25 protein-coding genes are annotated in these 22,001 nt (G+C 33.4%); 21 read left to right on the top strand and 4 right to left on the bottom strand.

From position 1 onward, the window contains the following. Positions 1-470 precede the first annotated feature (470 nt). From ACECE_RS28940 to ACECE_RS0202030, 4 genes are all read left to right on the top strand, one after another. On the top strand, positions 471-1,208 hold the full coding sequence (locus tag ACECE_RS28940) for a metal-dependent hydrolase (RefSeq protein ID WP_010243717.1): 738 nt from the start codon (positions 471-473) through the stop codon (positions 1,206-1,208). Between the two features lie 92 nt (positions 1,209-1,300). Further along, entirely contained in the window at positions 1,301-1,435 is a 135-nt protein-coding gene (locus ACECE_RS32055) for a hypothetical protein (RefSeq protein ID WP_268871001.1), read from the top strand. Positions 1,436-1,480: 45 nt separating this feature from the next. After that, positions 1,481-2,239, top strand: a complete 759-nt coding sequence (locus tag ACECE_RS0202035) for a copper amine oxidase N-terminal domain-containing protein (RefSeq protein WP_010243715.1) — start codon at positions 1,481-1,483, stop codon at positions 2,237-2,239. 79 nt (positions 2,240-2,318) lie between these two features. After that, positions 2,319-4,112 carry an Athe_2463 domain-containing protein gene (locus ACECE_RS0202030; protein WP_010243713.1) on the top strand — a complete coding sequence of 598 codons (1,794 nt, stop codon included), beginning with the start codon at positions 2,319-2,321 and terminating at the stop codon, positions 4,110-4,112. A gap of 3 nt (positions 4,113-4,115) precedes the next feature. Here ACECE_RS0202030 and ACECE_RS0202025 read toward each other — a convergent pair whose 3' ends face one another. From ACECE_RS0202025 to ACECE_RS0202015, 3 genes are read right to left on the bottom strand one after another with little or no spacing between them, the layout of a single operon-like run. Further along, positions 4,116-7,088 (bottom strand): Tn3 family transposase, encoded by a 2,973-nt coding sequence (locus ACECE_RS0202025; RefSeq protein ID WP_010243711.1) that lies wholly within the window; start codon positions 7,086-7,088, stop codon positions 4,116-4,118. 59 nt (positions 7,089-7,147) lie between these two features. Further along, on the bottom strand, positions 7,148-7,318 hold the full coding sequence (locus ACECE_RS32515) for a hypothetical protein (protein WP_162862457.1): 171 nt from the start codon (positions 7,316-7,318) through the stop codon (positions 7,148-7,150). Then, positions 7,299-7,553, bottom strand: a complete 255-nt coding sequence (locus ACECE_RS0202015; RefSeq protein ID WP_010243709.1) for a hypothetical protein — start codon at positions 7,551-7,553, stop codon at positions 7,299-7,301. The genes ACECE_RS32515 and ACECE_RS0202015 overlap by 20 nt, the downstream gene beginning before the upstream one ends. A gap of 168 nt (positions 7,554-7,721) precedes the next feature. Between ACECE_RS0202015 and ACECE_RS0202010 the strand changes: the two genes are divergently transcribed. From ACECE_RS0202010 to ACECE_RS0201975, 8 genes are all read left to right on the top strand, one after another. Beyond that, entirely contained in the window at positions 7,722-8,369 is a 648-nt protein-coding gene (locus tag ACECE_RS0202010) for a hypothetical protein (RefSeq protein WP_162862456.1), read from the top strand. A gap of 51 nt (positions 8,370-8,420) precedes the next feature. Then, complete coding sequence (locus ACECE_RS0202005; protein WP_010243705.1) at positions 8,421-9,077, top strand: Fic family protein; 657 nt, start codon at positions 8,421-8,423, stop codon at positions 9,075-9,077. A 37-nt stretch (positions 9,078-9,114) separates the two neighbouring features. Beyond that, positions 9,115-9,555 carry a GIY-YIG nuclease family protein gene (locus ACECE_RS0202000; protein ID WP_010243703.1) on the top strand — a complete coding sequence of 147 codons (441 nt, stop codon included), beginning with the start codon at positions 9,115-9,117 and terminating at the stop codon, positions 9,553-9,555. 4 nt (positions 9,556-9,559) lie between these two features. Then, the gene (locus ACECE_RS0201995; RefSeq protein WP_010243701.1) at positions 9,560-10,411 is read left to right on the top strand and encodes a tyrosine-type recombinase/integrase; all 852 of its coding nucleotides are present in this window, start codon (positions 9,560-9,562) and stop codon (positions 10,409-10,411) included. Positions 10,412-10,728: 317 nt separating this feature from the next. After that, positions 10,729-11,241 carry a hypothetical protein gene (locus ACECE_RS0201990; RefSeq protein ID WP_010243699.1) on the top strand — a complete coding sequence of 171 codons (513 nt, stop codon included), beginning with the start codon at positions 10,729-10,731 and terminating at the stop codon, positions 11,239-11,241. A 45-nt stretch (positions 11,242-11,286) separates the two neighbouring features. Further along, complete coding sequence (locus ACECE_RS0201985; RefSeq protein ID WP_010243697.1) at positions 11,287-12,156, top strand: type II secretion system F family protein; 870 nt, start codon at positions 11,287-11,289, stop codon at positions 12,154-12,156. Positions 12,157-12,175: 19 nt separating this feature from the next. After that, on the top strand, positions 12,176-12,397 hold the full coding sequence (locus ACECE_RS0201980; RefSeq protein ID WP_010243695.1) for a hypothetical protein: 222 nt from the start codon (positions 12,176-12,178) through the stop codon (positions 12,395-12,397). Next, the gene (locus ACECE_RS0201975; RefSeq protein ID WP_010243693.1) at positions 12,397-12,855 is read left to right on the top strand and encodes a hypothetical protein; all 459 of its coding nucleotides are present in this window, start codon (positions 12,397-12,399) and stop codon (positions 12,853-12,855) included. The genes ACECE_RS0201980 and ACECE_RS0201975 overlap by 1 nt, the downstream gene beginning before the upstream one ends. 29 nt (positions 12,856-12,884) lie before the next feature. On the opposite strand, the gene ACECE_RS0201970 is transcribed toward ACECE_RS0201975, so the two are convergent. Next, on the bottom strand, positions 12,885-13,064 hold the full coding sequence (locus ACECE_RS0201970) for a hypothetical protein (protein ID WP_026073663.1): 180 nt from the start codon (positions 13,062-13,064) through the stop codon (positions 12,885-12,887). A gap of 85 nt (positions 13,065-13,149) precedes the next feature. Here ACECE_RS0201970 and ACECE_RS30530 point away from each other — a divergent pair, with 85 nt between their 5' ends. The 9 genes from ACECE_RS30530 (at position 13,150) to ACECE_RS0201925 (ending at position 21,992) form a co-directional block, all read left to right on the top strand. Continuing rightward, positions 13,150-13,311 (top strand): HU family DNA-binding protein, encoded by a 162-nt coding sequence (locus tag ACECE_RS30530; protein ID WP_010243691.1) that lies wholly within the window; start codon positions 13,150-13,152, stop codon positions 13,309-13,311. A 69-nt stretch (positions 13,312-13,380) separates the two neighbouring features. Continuing rightward, positions 13,381-15,099, top strand: coding sequence for a chromosome partitioning ATPase-like protein (locus ACECE_RS0201960; protein WP_010243689.1), 1,719 nt, complete (start codon positions 13,381-13,383; stop codon positions 15,097-15,099). A 6-nt stretch (positions 15,100-15,105) separates the two neighbouring features. Further along, positions 15,106-15,879 (top strand): Flp pilus assembly protein CpaB, encoded by a 774-nt coding sequence (cpaB, locus tag ACECE_RS0201955; protein ID WP_010243687.1) that lies wholly within the window; start codon positions 15,106-15,108, stop codon positions 15,877-15,879. Between the two features lie 19 nt (positions 15,880-15,898). Beyond that, the gene (locus tag ACECE_RS28935) at positions 15,899-17,137 is read left to right on the top strand and encodes an AAA family ATPase (RefSeq protein WP_010243685.1); all 1,239 of its coding nucleotides are present in this window, start codon (positions 15,899-15,901) and stop codon (positions 17,135-17,137) included. Between the two features lie 14 nt (positions 17,138-17,151). Next, entirely contained in the window at positions 17,152-18,504 is a 1,353-nt protein-coding gene (locus ACECE_RS26300) for a CpaF family protein (RefSeq protein ID WP_010243683.1), read from the top strand. Positions 18,505-18,524: 20 nt separating this feature from the next. Then, positions 18,525-19,091 carry a PilZ domain-containing protein gene (locus tag ACECE_RS0201940; protein WP_026073662.1) on the top strand — a complete coding sequence of 189 codons (567 nt, stop codon included), beginning with the start codon at positions 18,525-18,527 and terminating at the stop codon, positions 19,089-19,091. A gap of 23 nt (positions 19,092-19,114) precedes the next feature. Next, positions 19,115-20,032 carry a type II secretion system F family protein gene (locus tag ACECE_RS0201935; RefSeq protein ID WP_162862455.1) on the top strand — a complete coding sequence of 306 codons (918 nt, stop codon included), beginning with the start codon at positions 19,115-19,117 and terminating at the stop codon, positions 20,030-20,032. After that, positions 20,033-20,434 (top strand): TadE/TadG family type IV pilus assembly protein, encoded by a 402-nt coding sequence (locus ACECE_RS0201930; protein WP_010243677.1) that lies wholly within the window; start codon positions 20,033-20,035, stop codon positions 20,432-20,434. 49 nt (positions 20,435-20,483) lie between these two features. Next, entirely contained in the window at positions 20,484-21,992 is a 1,509-nt protein-coding gene (locus ACECE_RS0201925; protein WP_162862454.1) for a hypothetical protein, read from the top strand. Positions 21,993-22,001: the final 9 nt, after the last annotated feature.

Genomic DNA, 22,001 nt, shown 5'->3' with positions numbered 1-22,001 from the left:
GTTAAACATTGAACTTTTACAATATAATGGGCTATATTTCCAGATTTACAAGACCTAGTATAGCTCATGATGCACCTTGAGAACATAATATATCACTGAAATATATAACCGGTTAATTTGGCAGATACCAACAGCAAAGGGGCTTGAAGTTGAGTGAGTATGTGAGGTATTGTAGCTGGATAATTCGAAAGTATATGAATGTGTAATATAGCTGCCGAAGTCATACCGTAAGTGTGCTGTATAGATATGCATTCTGCGATCACAGCAATTAAATAAGGTATAACCGAGCTTACAAAACTGGAGAGATAACTGCATTGGCAGATGGCTCTGCGGGAACTGATAGGCAAAGATTTTTAAAGCGAAAATAATAATCGGGCAAAGGGTAATGCCGTGAAGCCCGGCATGGGGGGAAATAATCCCCCTCCAGTTTAACCGGTTATTTGAGAATATATAGATAAGGTGGTGATCAGATGAAAGGAACGACACATACACTAATAGCTCTTTCCTCAGCAGGCTTAATATTATCCAATATACATTATAGCGACTTTGCAGAGCCAAAGACATTAATGCCGTTTGTGTTTGTTTATGCTGGTGTTTTAATATGTGATATTGATACAGGCTCATCCACGATATCCAATGCACTTACTCCTGTAAAGTTTAAATATATACGCAAATTCTTAATGCTACTTTTTATAGTAGCTGGTGTTGCAGGTTCTATATATTTCTACAACACAAAGTATTTAGCTATTTTTGTGGGAAGTATTATATTGTCTGCAATGTCTATAACAAGAGTTTCTCAAGAAATTTACAGCATAATAAGAAAAATAGCAACAATAACAGTTGCAATAGTTACTACTATCATAGGTATTGCTTATAACCAGCCACCAATTATCCTAGTAGGTTTGTTATTAGGTGCTTTAATTTTTTCTCCGCATCGAGGGTATTCACATTCAATTATGGCAGTGGTTGTAACATTTGCTTTACTAAAATATCTCTTTAGCTATTATAAGATAGCCGACTATTCGATTTATTTCTGCTTTGGTATGCTAAGCCATGTTATAGCAGATATGTTTACAGAGCAGGGAGTAATGCTACTGTTTCCTAAACAAAAGAAAATATCATTTCCTATTACCATTACAACCGGAAGCTCCTTAGAAAAAGTAATTTCGAGTATAGCAATTGTTGTATTGGTATTTGCATTATTATGACATTTTAAGATATAATACTTATGCGGAGAATGAATTTTATGGAAAATAGTTTAGAAGTATTTTAGTTGAAGTTTCGGAGGGGGTATATATAAATGAGAGCTAGGGCTTTGTGTGCCGGTTGGACTGAAAATAAGGTAATGGAACTGACCGAAGAACAATATGAACAATGGCTTGATAATCCATTAGTTTTAAATATCGAAGTATTGCATGATGCTTCTAATGACTAAATTCTAACATATAAGTTCAAAAATAATTAAAAGGAAGGTGTTAATATGAGAAAGCTATCTTTTATTATGCTTATATCATTGATTCTTGCCATGTTTTCAGTAAACACATGGGCAACAAGTGATAATATTACAGTGAAGGTAGATGGCAGCCAAGTAGCATTTCCGGATGCAAAACCATTTATACAACCTGATACTAGCAGAACAATGATACCAATAAGATTTGTGGCAGAATCAATGGGTGCTGATGTTCAATGGGTGGCAAATGCAAAAACAGTTCTTATAAAAAAGGGGAATAAAACCATAACATTAGTGATCGGATATAAAAAGGCTGTTGTTAATAGTGCTGAAGTTACGTTTGATGCAGCTGCAATAATAGTACAGGACAGAACTTTCGTACCTCTTCGATTTGTATCAGAAGCTTTAGGCTCATCAGTTAATTGGATACAGGCAACAAGAACTGTTGATATAAAAACTGAAGTTTACGAAAAAAGTGGATTCATAGTTCCAAAGGATTGTTCTATAAGCGTATATATAGGTGATGATACTGGTGACATGGTTTGCTTTGATCTAGACGTTGAAAGTGAATACGCTCTAGAAAAACAGTATTCTGACTTAAAGACAGTTTTATCAAGTAAATTTAGTGAAACACTTGTTAACCAAGTATTAGAACATGTCAAGAAAAAGACGGTTAGAGATTATGAGCTTAAGTTTAAGTCATTTGATACAGAAGATGGTAAATACATGGTGGGTTCTTCCTCAGGAGCAGGCAATCCTATAATATCTATTTCAGCATTAAAAAAATAAATAAATTCTAAAATAAAAAATCCGAAGGAAAAACCTCGGATTTTTTATTTTGCAAAAATATGAAGGGGTGAGCAATAAAATGAAAGAAAAAATAGTAGGTTTGCTTATCATTTTAATATCTTTTAGTATTCCGTCCATTGTTCTAGGTGAGGTTAATAAGATACCTATTTATACGAATACTCAAGAACTATTAAAAGCAGCAAATGATTATTTAAATAGTGAGTTTGGAATAGAAAATTATTTTGAAACAGAAAACAGGTCAGCAAAGAATATTAATCCAGAAATGGCACTTGGAAAATGGTGGGGAAATATGACAGATACAAAAAATCCTCTATATCTGTTTGTCTATGGAGAACCTTTTGGTGATAAAAAATCTATTGCCGGCGGAATAAGACATAGATATTTAGGCTATACAATGATGGATGAGGAATACCCTAATATGTTTTTTCCGGATGACACAAAATTATCTACGAAATACGACGAAAGAAACTGGATTGAATACCCCTGGAAAAGTGTTCTTTTGGAGAGTGCAAGTAAAAAAACTTTATATGAGTTATGCCAAAAGGATTTTCGTTTTGATAAAGCTTATTTAGTTAAAAATCTAAGCAAACCTTCTAGCTACTACAGAAATAGCATTATCTATGGAATGGGAATATGCTACGGATTATGCCTAGATCCGTCGGTCCTGGAACAAAAGGATATATACGAAGTTATCCGGGATATACAAACACCCTCAAAATATCCTTCAAACACAAAGTTAAGCGGTGATTTCTTAGATATACCTTGGGAAAATTACGTACACATTATACAACCACCGACAAACTTCTCTTGGGGAATAGGTCGGGTCTGGCGACAGGAGGGTTCATATTGCAATTATCTTACTATACCATTAGCACCATTTATTTTTTCCGATAACAATGCTCCAACAGCATCTATTTGGGTACCTGATAAAGTTAATGTTGGAGAGTCGATCCAGATTAGAGCTCAGGGCGAAGATAAAGACAATGATAAAATGACTCACTATTTTGCTGTAAGTCCCGAAGACGGAATTACTGGTTTTATACCATCTTCAAGTGCCGAAAAACAAACTATCGATAGTAATGTATTTTACAAAGCTGGAAATATAGATTTAGATATCCCAGGGCTTAATATAGTATCAGGCACTGTAGTTGCATCCGCGCTGGGGACATACACATTCTGCTATATGGTTGTAGATGAGAATGGAGCCTCCAGTATTGCTACCGCAACAACACAAGTACTTCCAGTATCGACACCAACAACTTCGACATCAGGAGAATTAGAAGTAAAAATAGTTAAGAGTGATGGTTTAGATAAATTTAGTTATCATCCGCAATGGAAAGTTGATACTTTTAAGAACAAATTTATAGAAGAGGATTATACATTCGGGCAATTATTTGACCTTGGTAAAATTGATCGCAATTCATATCCAGGCATTACATTTAGTAAAACTATAAATTGGTCAACTCTGGACACTGCTGTAAAGAATGCTCGAAAATACAAGGTAGTTGTATCTTATAACTGGAATCAAACAACACACCAGGAGTGGAAGGTAATAGGTCATCACACAGTAACCAAAACTATATATGGTTATGACAAAGATGGTAATTGGGGAGCAATTGGTACAAAAGATGTGAAGGTTGATGATTACGGTTGGGTTGCTGTAAATGATCCTAAACCTACAGCCAAAATTAATCTTACATGTACCTCAAAAGGAAAGATCCTTAAATCAATCCAATATAATATTGCTTCAGGAGCTGATGCAACGATAACATATGCAGATAAAACTCAAACAGACACTAAATCCTTCGAAATAGGGGTAGTGGGAGCATCCGTGTCACCAGGGGCAAAGTAAATGTTAATTTATGGCAATGTCTATTGGTATTCTTTCCTCCATATTCAAATCAAAGTTTCCGTATGGGTTTATATGTGTATAGATAAGTGGTGTGAGTGCTCGGAAGTCTTCTTGTGTCATAATATCATACCACTTGCTTTGTGTAAGAACTTTTTGAATCATTAAAGTATTAACGTACACAAGGCAATTTTGTAATAAATGTAATGTCAAAACTGCAATTTCTTGGTCTTCATACCTGTTGGTTGATATTTCTCCACCTTTTCCATAAAAAATAAATCCGTTAGCTGAATTCCAGTTTTCTATAACATTAAGACCTTCATGAATCTCAATTCTTAATTCCTCTGACCTTAAATATTCACAAAGAAAAATAGTTTTTATAGCTTTACCCAGTTCCATAAATGCAAGATATGTAGGATGTTTAATTTCATTATTTCTTTGAAATCTTTTCATAATGGCTTCGGTTTCAGCAGTTCCAAGACGTAAGGCAGTAGCATATTTAACCATTTGGTCATATTGCTGTCTTATAAGTTCCCAATTGATATTTCTTGTCAATATAGGTTGCAAATTTGGATACATATCTGATATACCAGCATCAGGGCGATATAGTTTTGCCTTTCCAATATTCTTTAATCTAGGCATCAAATTAAATCCTAAAAGATGACAAAAAGCAAAGGCAACTTCACTTTGTCCATGTGTATCAACAAAGTTCTTTTCAATTTCCATATCAGTACAGTGCTTTAATAGTCCTTCTATCATAGCTGAAACTTCTGATGATGAACAGGTTTTTAACTGTGAATAAATGCAGGCTGAATTCTTTTCAACATGCCAATATATCATTATTCCACGTCCACGATAACGAACATGCCATTCCGTCATTAAGTTCTGATCCCATGCTCCAACTTTTTTTGAATCAGAAGCACATGTTGTTGTTCCTTCGCCCCATATTTCTTGGATTCGTGATGAAAGTATTGCGTTAACAACTGTAGAAATAGCGTTTCTAAGATTATCTTTATTTATAAATTTTCTTCTGATATAGAGTAAATCCTGATATGATTCACCATGTTTTCCTGCTGAAATACGCTTTAAACCAGTATTTGTGCCTAGACCAAACAAGGATAATATTAATCTCTTTTGAATTATTGAGCGGTCTAACCTTTCATGAGATGCAACGGTTTTAAACTGTTCAGTAAAATTAATTCTCAAATCGGCTTCTTTGAGTATGTCAAGGAGATTTGTCATTGGCCAATAACGCATTATTTCAGTTTTAAGTTTTGAAAGGTTCATTGGCTCAGGTTGTGGGTCATATGGTGTAATACTAATCCAGCTTCTACCGCCCCTTTCTGTAAATTTAACTTTATCATTTTTGGGCATAGCTATATCTAACTTTGATAAACCATCATACATGGATTGACGGATTTTGTTTATAAACTCCTCTGAATCCAAAGGTTGTTTTAAAGCCCTGTAGTTTTCTTCCCTACGTTCTTCAAAATCTGTAGGCAAATCCTCATCTGGATTCCTGTATCTATCAGCCCCAATAACCCAAATTTCTTTACAGCGTAATTTGTCTCGAAGTGCTTGCAGTGTTATTATTTCATAGTTAATACGATTGGTACGCTCTTGACCTTTATCATCTTTTTCTATAACCATTTCTTTTACACTGGGTCTTATAACTCCATCAATAGGAATATCTTCAACATCAGCAAAGTAATGTGAAGCAACACCAGTATATTTTTTTATTAACTCTAAAGCCTTTATGACAGGACGATGGACTTCATTATTAGAGCAAAACTCAAGTGTGTCTAAAATCTCTGGAACCATTCGTCTGTAATGTGTTCCATATGAAGCCCTCATGACAGTATAAACTTTTTGACGGTACTTAGAACCGGTATTCTTGAATTCTTTTACCAGTGCCTTTAGTGTGTTTTCATTTACTACTGGAAATACTACGTTTCTAACTATACCATCAGGGTTATTCAAAGCCGCATCTGCTATCTGGAATAATAAGTTTGTTTTTCCATTAACACGCCTGAAATCATTCAATAATTCTTTATCTACTTTTCTTTCAGCTCTTACACCTATTCTATGGATTATTTGAATAAGTAATTCAATAAGGTTGTCCGTTATCTCTCTGCACCTAAGCCAAAAGAAGGCTGAAAGTATAGAATATCTTACATGTTCTGGATGTCTGCGTAGTTCTGGAAGTTTTTCAGATACCGCCCTGAGTTTATAACGTTTAATAATCTTTTGAGGAATATTACTAAAAAGGTTGTCAGGAAGTTCTAATTGCTTAATAGTTCTGAGTTTTGTAATTTCACGAAATACACTTTCAAGTCCAATACGTCCAGGGTCAGCTCGTAATTCGCTGAAAGACATTGAGTCTGCATCAGAAGTATAGTCAACTTCCGATTCATCATAAGTGGCAAGGTCATTAATAAGATTTTCCATTTTAGATATAGTCTCTTTTGATAGTTTCTGATAGGTTTCCTGAAAGAACTGATTTTCATAAGTATATATTGCAGACCTTGTTATACGGTCAATTCGGTCAGGTGTAGGTGGCTCTAATTGTAATTCTCTAAATTTCTTATATGCTTCTTCTTTAAGGGTTTCTATATCTGCTTCATGATAAAAAACATGTTTACTTAGCCACGCAGAAACATGTTCAGTATCTTCAAGAGTCGATTCCTTAAAGCCAAAAAACTCTCTTATTTGTGCTCGGTGGTATTTAATAGTTCTTCCGTTCCAGTCATATTCATCAATAAGGAAAATATCTAAATTAAGTTGTTTTGAAATGTATAATAAAACTTCTTTAGGTATTTCACCTTTATGAGTAGGGAATTTGGCTTCGTGCTGGAAAAATTTAAATAAGGCTGCAAATCCCAATCTTGTTGCACCGCTCTTATTGCCTAACTGAGATAACTCGTTAGGAAGAAAAGTAAATTGTTCAATTAATTCATCAAGCTCCCAATGTCTTTTCATATGCTATACCTCCGTAAGCCTAAACCCCCGAAATTTTTGATTTAGATAATGGATTCTTATTATAAAAGCTCTTTTAATATTTTTTTGGATTCCTCTGGGAGCAAGTCAATAAAGTGTTGTAACCCTGTGTTATATACAAGCATCAATAACATTTTATCCCTTTGCTCATCACCATGAAGAGCCTCACCGTCAAATAGTTCAAGTTTATTTTCATATATCCCAAATTTCATAATTTACTTTTTGAGCCATTTTTTTAGGAATCAATTTTATCTTTGGGTCAGTTTCTTTTTCAAACAATGATATTTCCACATCTGCTTTTATTTTATGAGTATCATCATTAGCCATCAGTGATAAAAAGGATTCATATTGCTCAAGTATCTTTGGATTGTCTTTTGCCATATCCATTATTTTTAGTCTAGTTGATTCATCACCAAGTTTCCCTATGCTACCTAAGTTGATTCTCATACTGATCACTTCCTAACAGAATTATTTTATCTACTGCATATTTTATCAAAATCAATAATACAACACAATATAAATTGTATTGCATAATTTAAAGATTTAATGTAAAATTTATATATATTACGCAACACAATTTATTGAAAAGCCATATTTTTTTACACAACACAACTTATGCAAGGAGAAATAGGTATGCATTATTTATATTACCTTTATGATTTTAATAACAATCTTGTTAAAATAGGAATATCTAAGCCCGAACAAATTACAAGAAGGTTGAAAAGTAACAGGTTTAAGATATACAAAGACAATGATATTAAAATATGGAATATTAAACTATCTGCCTGTAAAAACATAACAGATGCTAAAATATATGAGATTTATTTAAGGGCAAAGTTAAATCCTTTACTCGATGAACCTTCCGATACCTATATTGCTCCTACAATAAAGTTACCGAAATTAAAAAGTTATAAGTACCCTTATTACTGCCAGTTGAATGATGGAACAATAAAGATTAATAAAAAAGACTTTGAAACACTTAACTATGAAGAATTAAACCCGGAAAAAAGTTACCTTTATCCTCTTACATTACGAACCAGAATAATGCTATTGTTTCAAAAAATAAAGAAAATGTTAGTAGGTCAAAGAAAATTTGAGCAAGAAAAAAACTCATATGATTGTCAACCTAAAAACAAAAAGAACAAATTAGTTCAATGCACTTCTGAAATAACTTTTAATGAGGATGATTTCTTTGAAAATAATCAAAACAATAAATCTAAGAAAATTGTTAATATTGATGGTGTTGAATATGAAGGTTTTTAAGATAGTGTAAATACATGGATAAAATCAAATAAAAAGAGGGTTGGTGGATTAATGTTTAAAGATAAATATAGTCTTACAAAAGAACAAAACATATTTTTAGCCAAAAAGCTTATTGCAGAAAATATATACCATAGTGCAAGACTTGAAGGCTGTAACGTTACTTTTCCAGATACAAAAACAATTCTGGATGGAGTAAGTGTTGCTAATATGAAAATGAATGATGTTGAGTGTATTTTAAATCTGAGGGATGCATGGAAATACCTACTATCAACAGTAGAAAAACCGTTTAACCTAGATTATGCCTGTAAGGTTAATGAATTTGTTGCTAGAAACGAAAGTCTAGAATGGGGAGTTCTCAGGACTGGTAAGGTTGGAATTGGTGGAACTGACTATAAACCCGAAATTCCAGTAAAGGAAAATGTAGTTGAACAAATAAATAAAATTATGGCATTAGAAAATACAACGGAAAAAGCCATTAAATACTTCCTTTGGGGATGCAGGAGTCAACTGTTTTGGGATGGTAATAAGAGAACAAGTACTCTATGTGCAAATAAGATACTTATAGCTGAAGGGAAAGGTATTCTAAGCATAAAAGAAAATGACCTAGGTGAATTTAACAAGCGGCTTGTATCTTTTTATGATTCTAATGATTATAGTTTAATAGACCAATTTATTTATGATAACTGTATTATAGGTATTGAATTCTAGTAAAGGAAAAAGTTTTATAACTGAAAGGAATATATCAATGAGTAAAAAGTATTATATCTATTTATTTAAAGATTCTTTGGATAATGTAATATATGTTGGGATGACTACAACTTTTGAAAGACGTGTTTTTCAGCATAAGGATAAGGAATGGTTTGTAAATGTCAGTAAAGTATTTAAATCAGAGCCTCTTGAAAATGAAACAGTTGCAAAAATCTATGAAATTTATTATATTAACAAATTTAAGGCATCTGAGAACCAGAAAGACAATTATAGTATCGAATGTCCGTGTCCTTTTCAAAAAGAACTGACTTTTGATACTTATAATTGTGATTTTGTAACTGTTGTTAAAAACATTGTTCTTAAGATGGTTAGCCCAAATGAAAATAAAATATCTATAAAAAAGCCAAATATAAAACTGGATCTTAATTATGATAATATTACTAAAGAATTTAAATCTATGAAAAATAAAGGTGATTGAATATATGGATATTGAAGAGTTTGCTAATTTTCTAAAAAATGAAAATAAAAGTACTAATACCATAAAAGGATATATAGCAGATATTAGAGATTATAATAAATGGTTTCATGAGACATTTTCAAAAGATTTTACTATCATAATAAGACAAAATATTTTAGAGTATAAAAGTTACCTTCAAAATATAAAACGAAACAACGCCAAGACCATAAACCATAAATTAAGCAGCCTTTTAAAGTATAACCATTATTTAGTTTATAAAAATATTCAGAAAGAAATTGCCATTGAAAATAATGATAAAATAAAAATTCAGTTACAATATGCATCACCTACGAAAGTTACAGAAACAGAAGTAAAACAGTTTTTACAATCAATCCTTGAGAGTAAAAACCTTCGTAATTACGCCTTGATGGTATTTCTTGCTTATACAGGTCTGCGAATATCAGAAGCATTAAATATAAAAATGGATGATTTCGATTTAGATGGTAAGGAATGCATTATCCGGACTGGAAAAGGAGACAAACAACGCTCAGTAATGCTCAATAGTAAAGTTATTACAGCGGTCAAAGAATATTTAAAAGTCAGAAGTAATATTTCTACGGCTAATGGTTCTAATTATTTATTTGTAAGTAGAAAAAACAAAAAGCTTGATAGAACTACCGTAAATAGAATCTTTAAAAAATATAGTAATAGTATTACACCTCACCAACTAAGACACTTTTTTTGTACTAATGCACTTGAAAAAGGTATGTTGGCTCATGAGGTTGCAAATCAGGCAGGACATTCAAATATTCATACCACTCTTCTATACACAAATCCAGATAAAAAGAAACTAATAGATAAAATGGAACGACTATGATTGTGAAATATTACCATTTACTTTGCCCCTGGTGACACGGATGCTCCCACTACCCCTACTTGTGGTAAAAGCATTACATATGGTGCTCTTGAAAGTGTCAGTACTCAAAAAAATATATCTATAGATGCAACAAAAATATATCCACATGATTTGCATCTTACTGGTAATTAAGGAGAAAGGAGGCGACAAATTTGACATGAGCACGAGTGATCAGGCAAAAGAATTCAGGTGAGATCACTAGGAGAGAAAAATGTAATTGTTTTCGATCTAGCAGAATACCGAGATATGATCAAAAAAATAGAAAGGAATGAGAATTAATGAAAACCAAACTTTTTACCCTGCTGGTTTCGATATCATCGATACTGGCTTTTATTTTTCCTGTAACTGCTTTTGCTGAGCCTAAAGAGGTAAATCCGTTTAAGGAAGTAGCAAAATATATTCCCGATGATACAACAACAAATGCAGTGCACGCAGTTTCACCTATAATTGCTTTCTTTGCTTTCGTTGTAGCTGTTGTATCACTAATAATAATTATATTTACAATATTCTCTATTGTAACTAAGGCAGGTAAAGTCAAAACAGGTAAAGATTCATTTAGTAAGAAATGGATTGGCGAAACTGCTTTGGTTCTTATACTATGCTTGGTTTTTGGCGGAGTTTCAGGCTTCAGGATCATGGCAATTGCTAAAGATATACTTATAGATACTGCAATAACAACAATTGAAAAAGGTGCAGAAACAACTACAGATGAATCAGGAAGCACCAGTTCTGAGCAATCTCAAAAAAATAATCAATATTCTGAACCTAACCCTTCTCTAAAGCCTGAATAAGCGATCCACGCAGATCTAAATTAAATAGTGAGGAGGGGCCAAAGCATGGTCTATTTAACAGCAGGTTTCATACTTGTTTTTTTAAGTGTATTCTGTTTTTCGCTGCAACCTGTGATTAAGAAAATAGATAGTAAAAACTTTGCATCAAATCTTTATTTTTCTAAAGCAGTAACCGTTGAAGAAAGCTTTTTAAAGCGACTGAAGAACAGGATTATTAGACTTATGGGTAATGAGTATCAAGAAAAGATGAGAATAATGTTGCTTCAAGCTGACATGGAAAACGTAAGCGTTGAAACAGTGTTATTTACAAGTATAATAGCCAGTGTTATAGCAGCTACATTATTCTCTATTATTTTAACCGGTTATGGCAATATATTAGCAGTATTTGGTTTTATCGCTGGTGCATTTACAGGTTTCAAAATTCCTGAAGCATATATAAAGCGAAAAGTGGACAAAAGGAAGGATATACTTAATGCAACAATCTTGTACTACGTTGAATTATTATCTACTGCTTGTCAAGCTGGTTTAAATACCGAAAATGCAATCGAAAGAATTGCAGACAACACCAATAGCATTCTGGCAGATGAAATAAAAAGGATCTGGAAGGAATCCTACAAAACAAAAACAAGGGAAGAGGCAATTCAAGACATGATACAGCGGTGTGGTACCAACGAAGTCCGACTTTTTATGGAATCAGTAGGCCAAGGCCTTGAAATGGGAACACCAGTTACAGACATACTAAAAGATCAGGCCAGAAGCATCCGCAGCAGAGCAAAGTCTGAGATAGTTAAGAAGGGCGAACTTGCTAAAGTAAAAATTGTTTTCCCTATGATTTTATTTTTACTGCCGTCTGTTCTACTTGTAGCGCTTACACCAGCATTAATAACATTAATGAAAATTATTCAAGAATTTTAATTAAGAGGAGTGTATAGTTATGAAACATTTATTTTTTGCAGGTCAATTTTTAAAATGTAAATTCTCAAGAGTTATGAAAAATAACAAAGGAACTGGAATACTTGAATTTGTTCTACTAGCTCTAGTTCTTGCAGTATTAATATTTGCTATAGGTAAATTATTTGGGGCTCAAATAATGGAATTAGTAAATAAAATAATAGGCACAATGGATGATTCCGGAAGCGAATCATGGGGGAGCTGATGAGCTTGCTTAAAAACAATCGAGGAAGCATTACTATCTGGACAGTCCTGTTATTCATACTAATAGGGCTGCCTATGATACAACTGCTTATAGGCATGTCACTACTTGTATTAAATAAACATCATGTTAACAATGCGCTCGAAGCTTCGATAACAGCCATGTCAAGCAATACTGTACAGATATATTCCGAAGAGGAAGGTGAGGTTTTCGAAGAATTTGACGCTGAAAAAGCCAGGGATGAAGCATACTACATATTTGAGAACAACCTTAAAATTAACGGCTTGAAAAATACAATCAAACCTAAAGAGGATACATTTGATACAGAATTCATTTATGACGATGACGGTAGAAAGAAATGCAAAGGCTCAATAATAGCAAGCATAACGCTTTTTAGAGTAATTCCTGTAATTCCGGAAACGGTAGATATTAAGTCTACCGTAATTGTAAATACACGTTAACATTAATAAGGAATCGGAGTTTTATAGACTTATTTATTCAAATGTTCTCGAGTTTTTATACGCTCTGCCTCACAAAATCGAGGGCATTTTACATGTTCATCACATTCGCAATATGTTTTAATCATAGCTGACCCTGCAGGTTGTTCTAAAACTTTACAGGATCCTCCTGAAAAGAATCCTGAACTAAAATATGGGCAATTTAAACTCATTTTGACCCTCCTTAAGATGCTTATGTAATTATAAAACTCCGATTCCTAGGCTTAATTCTATATTCTGTGAAAGGAGTAATCAAGTATGAAAAAAATCGAAATCGTAGGAAATATTTGTAGTAAAACAGGCTTATCAGCACAAGATGTTATGAAAGTACTCGATACCTTTATCGAAGAAATAGATGCACAAATAGTTAATTCGCCTGAGCTGTTTACTAAGATTACAAAGGCTATTATTCCCGAATAAATGGACTTCTTAGTTAGAGGGGTAAGGTATCATAACCTTACCCTAAACTGTAAAGAGAGGTGAGTTAAAATGAAGTTCCTGGTAATATTCGAAAATTATGATATTGCAAACGAAATATCAGATACACTTAGAAGCAAAGGCAACTCCGCTGATATCTGTTTAAGCTTTGAAGAAGCAATAGAATACATACAAGAAAAGAATCCGGATGTTGTAATTGCATCTGATATGGCCGTTACAAATGAAAACGAAGATAGATATAGCCTTTTGATAAGCTATTTAAAAGAAATAAGCTGCAATGTATCAAGTATAAATCTCTTGTGTAAGAAGAAAGCTCCTATAAGTTTTTTAGATGAATGTAAAAAACTTAATATCAGTGTCGAGACAGCAGCGGGAAATAATGAAACAACAGAAATTGATATAAAAGTAGAACCAAAAACTGATATTTGCGAAGAAATTATACCTGAACAAGGCAATAACCTTAAGGTTATGTTAGCTTTAGGTGAAGAGCATACAATACTTGAAAAACAAATCAGGGGTATACAAGGAGTAGATGTAGTAAAAATAGTGCGAACCAAAAAGGAACTTCGAGAGCAAGCAAATGAAGTTAATCCTGATGCAGTTTTATCAATTATAGATCTACCTAATAAGGAAGATGGAAATTGGATTGATATCTGTAATGATATAAGCTTGGATATAGAAATATATATTGTAAAAACGAATACCCATCTTAACGAGTTAATCGAAAAGAAGTTGAAAGAAAATCATGTAATATTTATAGATCCGGATCCGAAGGTTAGTGATCTAAAAGAAGCTCTTTTCCCTAAAAACCCAGATGCAAAAATTAAGGATACAGAAGATAAAAGTATTAAAAAGGCAAAATTAGAAAAAGTGGAACGCGGGAAGCGGCCATCCTATCAACTAAACCAATTAGTAGGATCAGTTACAAATGTTACACAAAATGCACTATCAGCTGTCACAGAAGCTACCAAAGCAGTAAAGAGTATTAATTTGTCATTCAACCTGGGGCAAGGTACACAAAAGAAAATTAATAACCTTATAGTTGTTTGTTCTCCATCTCCATCTGGAAGAAGTTTTGTTGCACAGAACACAGCTGCAACACTAGCTAAACATTTTGATAATATTGCACTTGTTGACTTGGATAAACAAGTCCAATACATTTGTTTTAAGCTATCATTTATGGATTGGGAGGAAGAATACAAAGCAGCTCTTGAGAGAACTGGTTCATTCGAAAGATATGGTTACGAAACCAATCTCGGTGGAAGAGTTAAGGGAACAATCCGAATTTTCAGCTGTGAACCTCAACTAAAACCTAAAATAAATGCTTCTAGCGCATCTAAATTAATTAGATATGCGGCATCATCAAGTGATTATGTTGTTGTAGATATGCCCCGAAGCGTTGACTTAGGATATGCAGACACAATATTGTCCATGGCAGCAACCATTATAATTGTAGCTGATATGGACGTTGTGCATCTTCAGAGCCTAGCTGATATAAAAAACAAATTTGATGACCTCGAAGCAAATAAGGTCATGGTTTTAAACAGATTCATTAAGATAAATGATTCACCTGAAAAAGACATTCTGTCAGTTACGTTTTCTCAAAAAAGAAGAGAATTACCTATTACTGATGGAATAATAACAATTCCTGATAAGCCGGAAATTGTTTCAATCAGCAGATGTATTGGTAAACCGGCGTCGATAATGAATCCTGAAATAGCTTTATCTTTTAATCAGATATATCAATATATTCAAAAAGTAGGAGGGTAAAAATTTATGGAAAACGGCGGTGTAATAAAGAAAAAAAATAGAAGCATTTATTTAGTTATAGCGGGTATTGTTTTGGGGCTGATAGCAGCTGTATTAATGTATATGGGAATAAGCAGTTATACCGGCATGGTGAAGGTTGTTGCTGCATCAAAGGAAATTCCTGCTTTTAGCGTAATCAACGAAGCAGATATTAAACTTATAGACGTTCCCAAAGAATTTGCTAAAAATAAAGCTTCAGACAAACAACTTGTTATTGGAAGAGTTTCGAGAACAATAATTCCTGCTGATACCGCAATACAACAAGAGTTTTTGGCTGCCAAAGGTAGCAGCAGTTCAAGTTTGTTATCGACAAAGCTAACAGATCTTCAAAACGAAAAACTTAGAGCTTTTACAATACCGGTTGATCAAATATCTGGCTGCGGTGGGGAAATGAAACCAGGTGATCTTGTAGATATAATTGGTTCGTTCTCTATAGTAATACCTGAAGATGAATCAGTAAATAACCAACCTCAGTCTTCAAAACCACAACAAAAGGAAGTCATAAGTAAACTATTAGCTGGTCAGGTATTAGTACTTAAAACGTTAGGTGAGAATACTGAAATTGAAGGAATTGTTGTTGCAGTAGAACCCCAACAAGCACAGGAAATTCAATTTGCACTTCAGGCGGGTAAAATATCTGTTGCTCTAAATCCATACAATCCTGATCAAAAGGCAAGTAAAACAACAACAACAACAGTGCAATCATTTATCCAGAAATATGCCAACGATATTCTTAACTGAGAAGGAGGTATATAAAATAATGAATATTCTAATAAAGACTGATAATCAAGCCAAAAGGGATTCTTTTGTAGGCAAAATTAAAGAAATATTTCCTCAATCGTTCATATCGGTTGTAGGTATACATGACAACTATCCAAAGAAAAATTTCGATGTGTGTTTTTTAGGAAATGAGCCTGGATGGGACGACTATGCAAAAGATATATCAGGCTGCACAAAAAATTTATATATGGTTACAAATGATGAGGACTATACTTTATATGCTGATATGGATAAGTTCAAGATAAAAGAAATACTTAATTACGACAATACAACCCAAGAATTATCTAGTATATTAGCCCAACATGTAAATAGTGAACCTGATAAAATATTTGACAGTTCTTTTGAGAACCCTTTTGACAGGGATCAATATATAAAAAAGTTAAATACCATAGATTTTCAAGTTCAGGACTTTAAACTTTCAACACACCTAATAGCTGTTACAGGAAGTAAAGGAGGAACAGGAAAAACAGCCACTACAATTAATTTGGGCGCATCTTTGGCAAAGCAAGGAAACGTAGTTTTAATAATTGATATGGACACGACCAAAAACACTTCGAGTGTAGCTGACAGATTACACCTTGGTTATGGAAACGCCAAAACAGTAAAAGATTTTATTGATGGTAATGTTCAAGAAACGGACAAAAATGTTTTTATACCTCATGAAATAGAAGGCCTTTACATACTTCCAAGTCCAGGGCATGAAAAAGAAGCCAAAAATTTAACCCGTGGTGTTATAAAAGACATTTTGCAATTCGCTTCTCCATTGTTCGATGTAGTCATTGTGGACCTTCCGCATTCGCTGTTAAGTCCAATGAGTATTGTCCTTGAATTTTGTGATGTTGGATATATTGTTGTAGATCAGTTGGGCGAAGGATTGAGGACGATTGCGAACTGGAACCTACTAAAAAATTATATATTCCCTAAACTCAAACTTATAGTCAATAATGCTAGCAGCACAAAAAACAGTGAAGAGTTTCAAATCGTCCTTGAACAACTGCTGGAAGAAAAAAAGTTAAATTATTTATGTAATATTAGATACGACGAAAAGTTTATACGTTCTCTTGAAACAGGAAAAATACCATCACTAGATTTCTCTTGCTCGAAATACCGTGAAGACTTTAAAAAGGTAACTAATGACGCTCTAGCAAGCCTTGCAAAGAAATCTAATAATAATTCTAGAACAAGCAAAAATATATTTTCCAAAATTTTCAGTAGGTAAGGGGAGTGGTCTTTGTGAAAAACCTTGATGATCTATCAGTGGAAGAATATTTTGAACATTTGCAAAAAGAATCTGGAACCAGTTACATAGACGATGATGGTAGAACTGTACTCGGCGATAAAGATAGGGAAACAATTGAAAATAAACTTGAAGATTATATCCGATCCTTAAGTAAAGAAATTATGGCAAAAATACATGAACCAGAAACACAATCGTCAATTATTAAACAAGTAAATGCAATTTTGGAACATCAAGCAAAAGTTCTTGGTCTTGGTATCCAATATGAAAATGAAATCCGTGAGATTGGTAAAAAAGCCGTCTTTGATAAACTATTTGGTTATGGTCCGCTGCAGAAACACATAGATGATCCTGAAGTCTCAGAAATAATGGTAAACGGTGCCGGTATCGGTAATATATACATTGAAAAATGCGGAGAAATAGTAGTTTCTGATTCATATTTCATAAGTGAAGAGCAATTAAAAAATGTGATAAACTCTATTGTATCCAACGTAAACAGACAGGTAGATGAAAGTTCTCCAATAGTTGACGCAAGACTTAGTGATGGATCACGTATTAATGTAACTCTTCCACCGGTTTCATTAAATGGTCCATGCCTGACTATCCGTAAATTTAATCACTCAATTGATCTTAATACTCTTATAAAATTAGGGACTATGTCAAAAGATATTGCGCTATTTTTAAAAGCATGTGTTATGGCTCGACTTAACATTTTAATATTTGGCGGCACCTCATCGGGCAAAACTACTATGTTAAATGCGGTATCATCTTGTATTCCAAGTGATGAGAGAATTGTAACTATAGAAGACTCCGCAGAACTTAGGCTTAAACAAAAACATATACTGTCTTTTGAAACACGTCCTCCTAACTCTGAAGGAAAAAATGAGATAACGCTTAGAGACTTAATTAAAAACTCTCTGAGAGTAAGGCCTGATAGAATAATTGTGGGAGAAGTCAGGAGCGGAGAAGCATTAGATATGCTTCAGGCCATGAACACAGGTCATGACGGTTCACTTACAACCGGGCATGCTAATAATCGGTATTCTATTATAAGCAGACTTGAAACTATGGTTCTTATGTCAGGTATGGATCTACCTATAAGAGCTATCAGAAGTCAAATTGCCGAAGCAATAAATATAATGGTTGAAATACAAAGAGTTAAAATTAATGGTCTTATAAAGAGACGTATCATATCAATTTCGGTTGTAAATGGTATTGATGAAAAAGGAGAAATTATTATCCTCCCCATATTCGAATATAACAAGAACAAAGATGAATTTATTTTCATACCCGATAACATTATACCATTTTTAGAAGATAAGCTCCTTGATGTAGGCTATAATTGGTGATGTTGAAAGGAGAATCAAAAGTGGAAAAAGATATTATTATTGAACATTTTAATTTTCTTAGTCCGGCGAGCTCTAAAATCATCCTTTTAGATAGAAACTTGATAACTGTAAAGTTTAATGGTCCTATCAATAATATACAGATTGGTGATGCAGTAGTTTGTTATATCGGAGATAATATTTTCGTTGGGAATATTACTGATATTGTTTTCCCAGCTACGATAAAAATCCTTCTATCTGCGTTTCAGTTAAAAAACGAAAAAAGAGTACATACTGTAAGATTCCCTGTTAGTATTGCCGCAGCCATTGCTAAGAATCATAAGTTTGAATTTGCAGTTGCAAAAGATGTAAGCTATACAGGTCTACGGCTCAATTCCTTGTTAGACATCTACAATATTGGTGATGTAGTAGAGGTAAATGTTACACCGACACAAAGTATGAATATAAGTTTTTCAGGAAGAATTGCTAATAAATCCGATATAAACCAAAAAGTATTCGAATATGGTATGGAAATTATTTCTATGTCTTCGAAAGACCGTGAATTATATGATTCATTAGTAAAAAAACTTTTAAAGAAGTTTACATGCTAATTAATAGAATGGAGCTGATAAAATTGAAATATATTTTACTTGCGCAGCTATTGATATTTATATCAGTAGCTCTAATTATATTTAGCAAGATCATAAAACAAAAAGACATCCAGGAATACTATAACCGACTTAGGAACCCTGTTATAGTTGATGTAGGGAAAAAAAACAAAAAGGATCATTTTGAAGGTATAAGAAACAGAATTGGAATGGCAGGATATAAATTTTCACCTGAAATATATATAGTATTCAAAGTTGTATCCATTCTTTTAACTTTTTTTATAGGTCAACTTTTTCTTAAAGATATTGTTTTTTCTCTTCCTGTAGCTGTAGTAGGTTTTTTTATACCTAATCTATTGCTTAAACAAAGAATATCAAAAAGAAAAGATCTAATGACTGAACAGCTTATTGAGTGGCTAGACTACATGTCTAGTATGGGCACTGCAGGTAAAGCACTATTAACAGCTCTTGATTATTCCATCGAAAAAAGCAGAGACCCTTTAAAATCTGTACTCGAAAAAGTTTCTGCAAATATAAAGAAGTCTCAAAGTTTGTCTGAAGCATTTGAAAACGTGACAAAGCAAATACCTATACCAGAGTTTAAAATGGTTAGTATGGCTATATCTGTACACAGCGAAATTACTAACGAAGGCTGGCCAAGAACCTTTGAGAATATTTCTTCACAAATGAAGGAAAATGGAGATCTTTTTAATACTATAGATGCAAGTAATACCGAAAGCAAGATAAACTCATATATAATTGGTTTAATGCCTCTGGCTATGTTTATTGTAATTAGGCTTATGCAGCCAGAGTATGTAGCAAATTCACTTGAAAGTCCAATTGGTAAGATCTCATATGTAATTGCAGGCTTATTATCGTTATCAGGAATGTATCTTGTCCGCAGGATTTCCAATGTCGCAAAAGATTATAAAGGGGGAATTTAGGTGATAAGGAAATTTAATAACAATAAGGGCTCCCAAACATTAGAGTTTGTAATGCTGTCTCCAATTTTAATTTTTATTCTCTTTGGTGTAATAATCCTAGGTTTAACAATATTTTCTTGGGTAATTGTTGCAGACTCTGCCAGAGAAGCATCAAGAGCAGAAGCTTTAGGCCTGGCTTCTGCTGATGTTAAGGCCGAAGAAGTCTTAAAAGGTTCAGGACTTAATACTGACTCAGATAGACTTACTATTGAAAAACGTGAAACAGACAATTATGTAACTGTTAAGGTATCTTATAAGCAGCCGACATTTGTTCCTATGCTACCTGTCTTATTTGGAGGAGATGCCTGGGATGATTACTTTATTGTTTCAGCAAAATCACAATTTAAAAAGGAAACTGAATAATACTTACGATTGCAAACGAAAACTTTTCGTCAAAAGGGGGGGATTGAAATTGAAAAGATTTAAGAAGTATATAATTGTATTAATTTTGATAACTATTTCTATTATTACTATTAGCAGCATATCTATATTTGCAAGTCCAACACCCAATATACAAAGTCAGGCAACACCTACCCCAAATGCTTGGGATGGAGTAAAGGATTTCATGTATGATTGGACTACTATAGGATCTATGATGAAAATGGGGGAAGTTTTAGATTTCGTTAAAAAGATATTCAAGCATGGTATCGGTTTTATTGTAAATATATTTTTTGGTGACATGTTTGAAGGCTTATATAATACTGTCTCTGCTTGGATGGGTGAATGGGTTTTCCTTACTCCAAGGCTGATAAATCAAAGCTGGATAAAAAACTTATGGAATATATGTTTTGTGTTTTCACTACTCTTTACTATTTTGGGAATCATACTTTCTACATTAAGTCTTAAAAGTGGTAGGTTGAAAAATGACAAGGAGTTAGGAGAATTTAATGCAGGAAAATATCTTTTTACTATTGCTACATGCCTCCTGCTTACTTACTTTTCATTGTTTATATGCGATCTGGTTATTCATATTGAAAATACAGGACTTAATGCCATTGCCAGAAATGCTTTATGGGATAAATATTCTAGCGAAAAAGAAAAATTCGAGGACAAGAATAGTCCTATACTAATCAGAGAAAACAATGAACCTGTTACTCAAGAAAATATAAGTTTTTCGGATTTCTCCGGTGACAAAATAGTAAGGATGGCATTTGGACTTGAGGTTTTTACAGAAAACAAAAATAAGGATGAATGGGATTCCGATGAACTATATACAGGATTTTACGACAAGACGTTCTTTGGGTTTTTAAAAACCGGTGGAGGTCTTATTATAATGTCACTGTCAATGTTAATTTTGATACTAATGGGAATATTCGGATTACTTAAATATGCTACTATCGGTTTGTTGGGTGCGTTTGCTCCCTTCTGGTACAGCTATGCTACTTACAAAGGAGACACAGATCCAATTTTCGGCTGGGTTAATCTCTTTGCAAGAACCGTAGGGCTATCACTCTTTTTCGACCTGGCATGGATCGCATCAGTATATATAACAAAAGATGTTTCTATGAATGAATTCAAACTTGTAGGAGCTGGTAAACAATTTATAGTATGTATTATATTTATTGTTGCTTTAGCAATAGCAGCGTGGTTTTGGTTCCGCTGGGTAGTAAAAGCATTACAAAGTCCAATTAAGCTCGCCGGTGCAGATGCAAGAAGTTCGTTTGGTAAAATGCAAGCAAAAATCGGTAAGGAAATGCAAGAGGTAGGCGCCAAATATGGTTTGGGTGGATTGACTCAGCAAGGAGCAGTTTTAGAAGCTCAAGGTCATACACAACAGGAAATTGCAGATGATATCAAACATGGAATGGTGCATCCTCGTTTCGTAATAAAAGATAGGCTTAATGAAGCAAAAGAAAATGCAGAGAGGAAACTTTTAAATAACGAAATAAACAATCGTCAGAAAAAAAGGCATCAGATATGATAAAACGGG

The sequence above is a fragment of the Acetivibrio cellulolyticus CD2 genome (genome assembly GCF_000179595.2).
Taxonomy (GTDB): domain Bacteria; phylum Bacillota; class Clostridia; order Acetivibrionales; family Acetivibrionaceae; genus Acetivibrio; species Acetivibrio cellulolyticus.
This window is presented reverse-complemented; position numbering and strand designations above follow the sequence as displayed.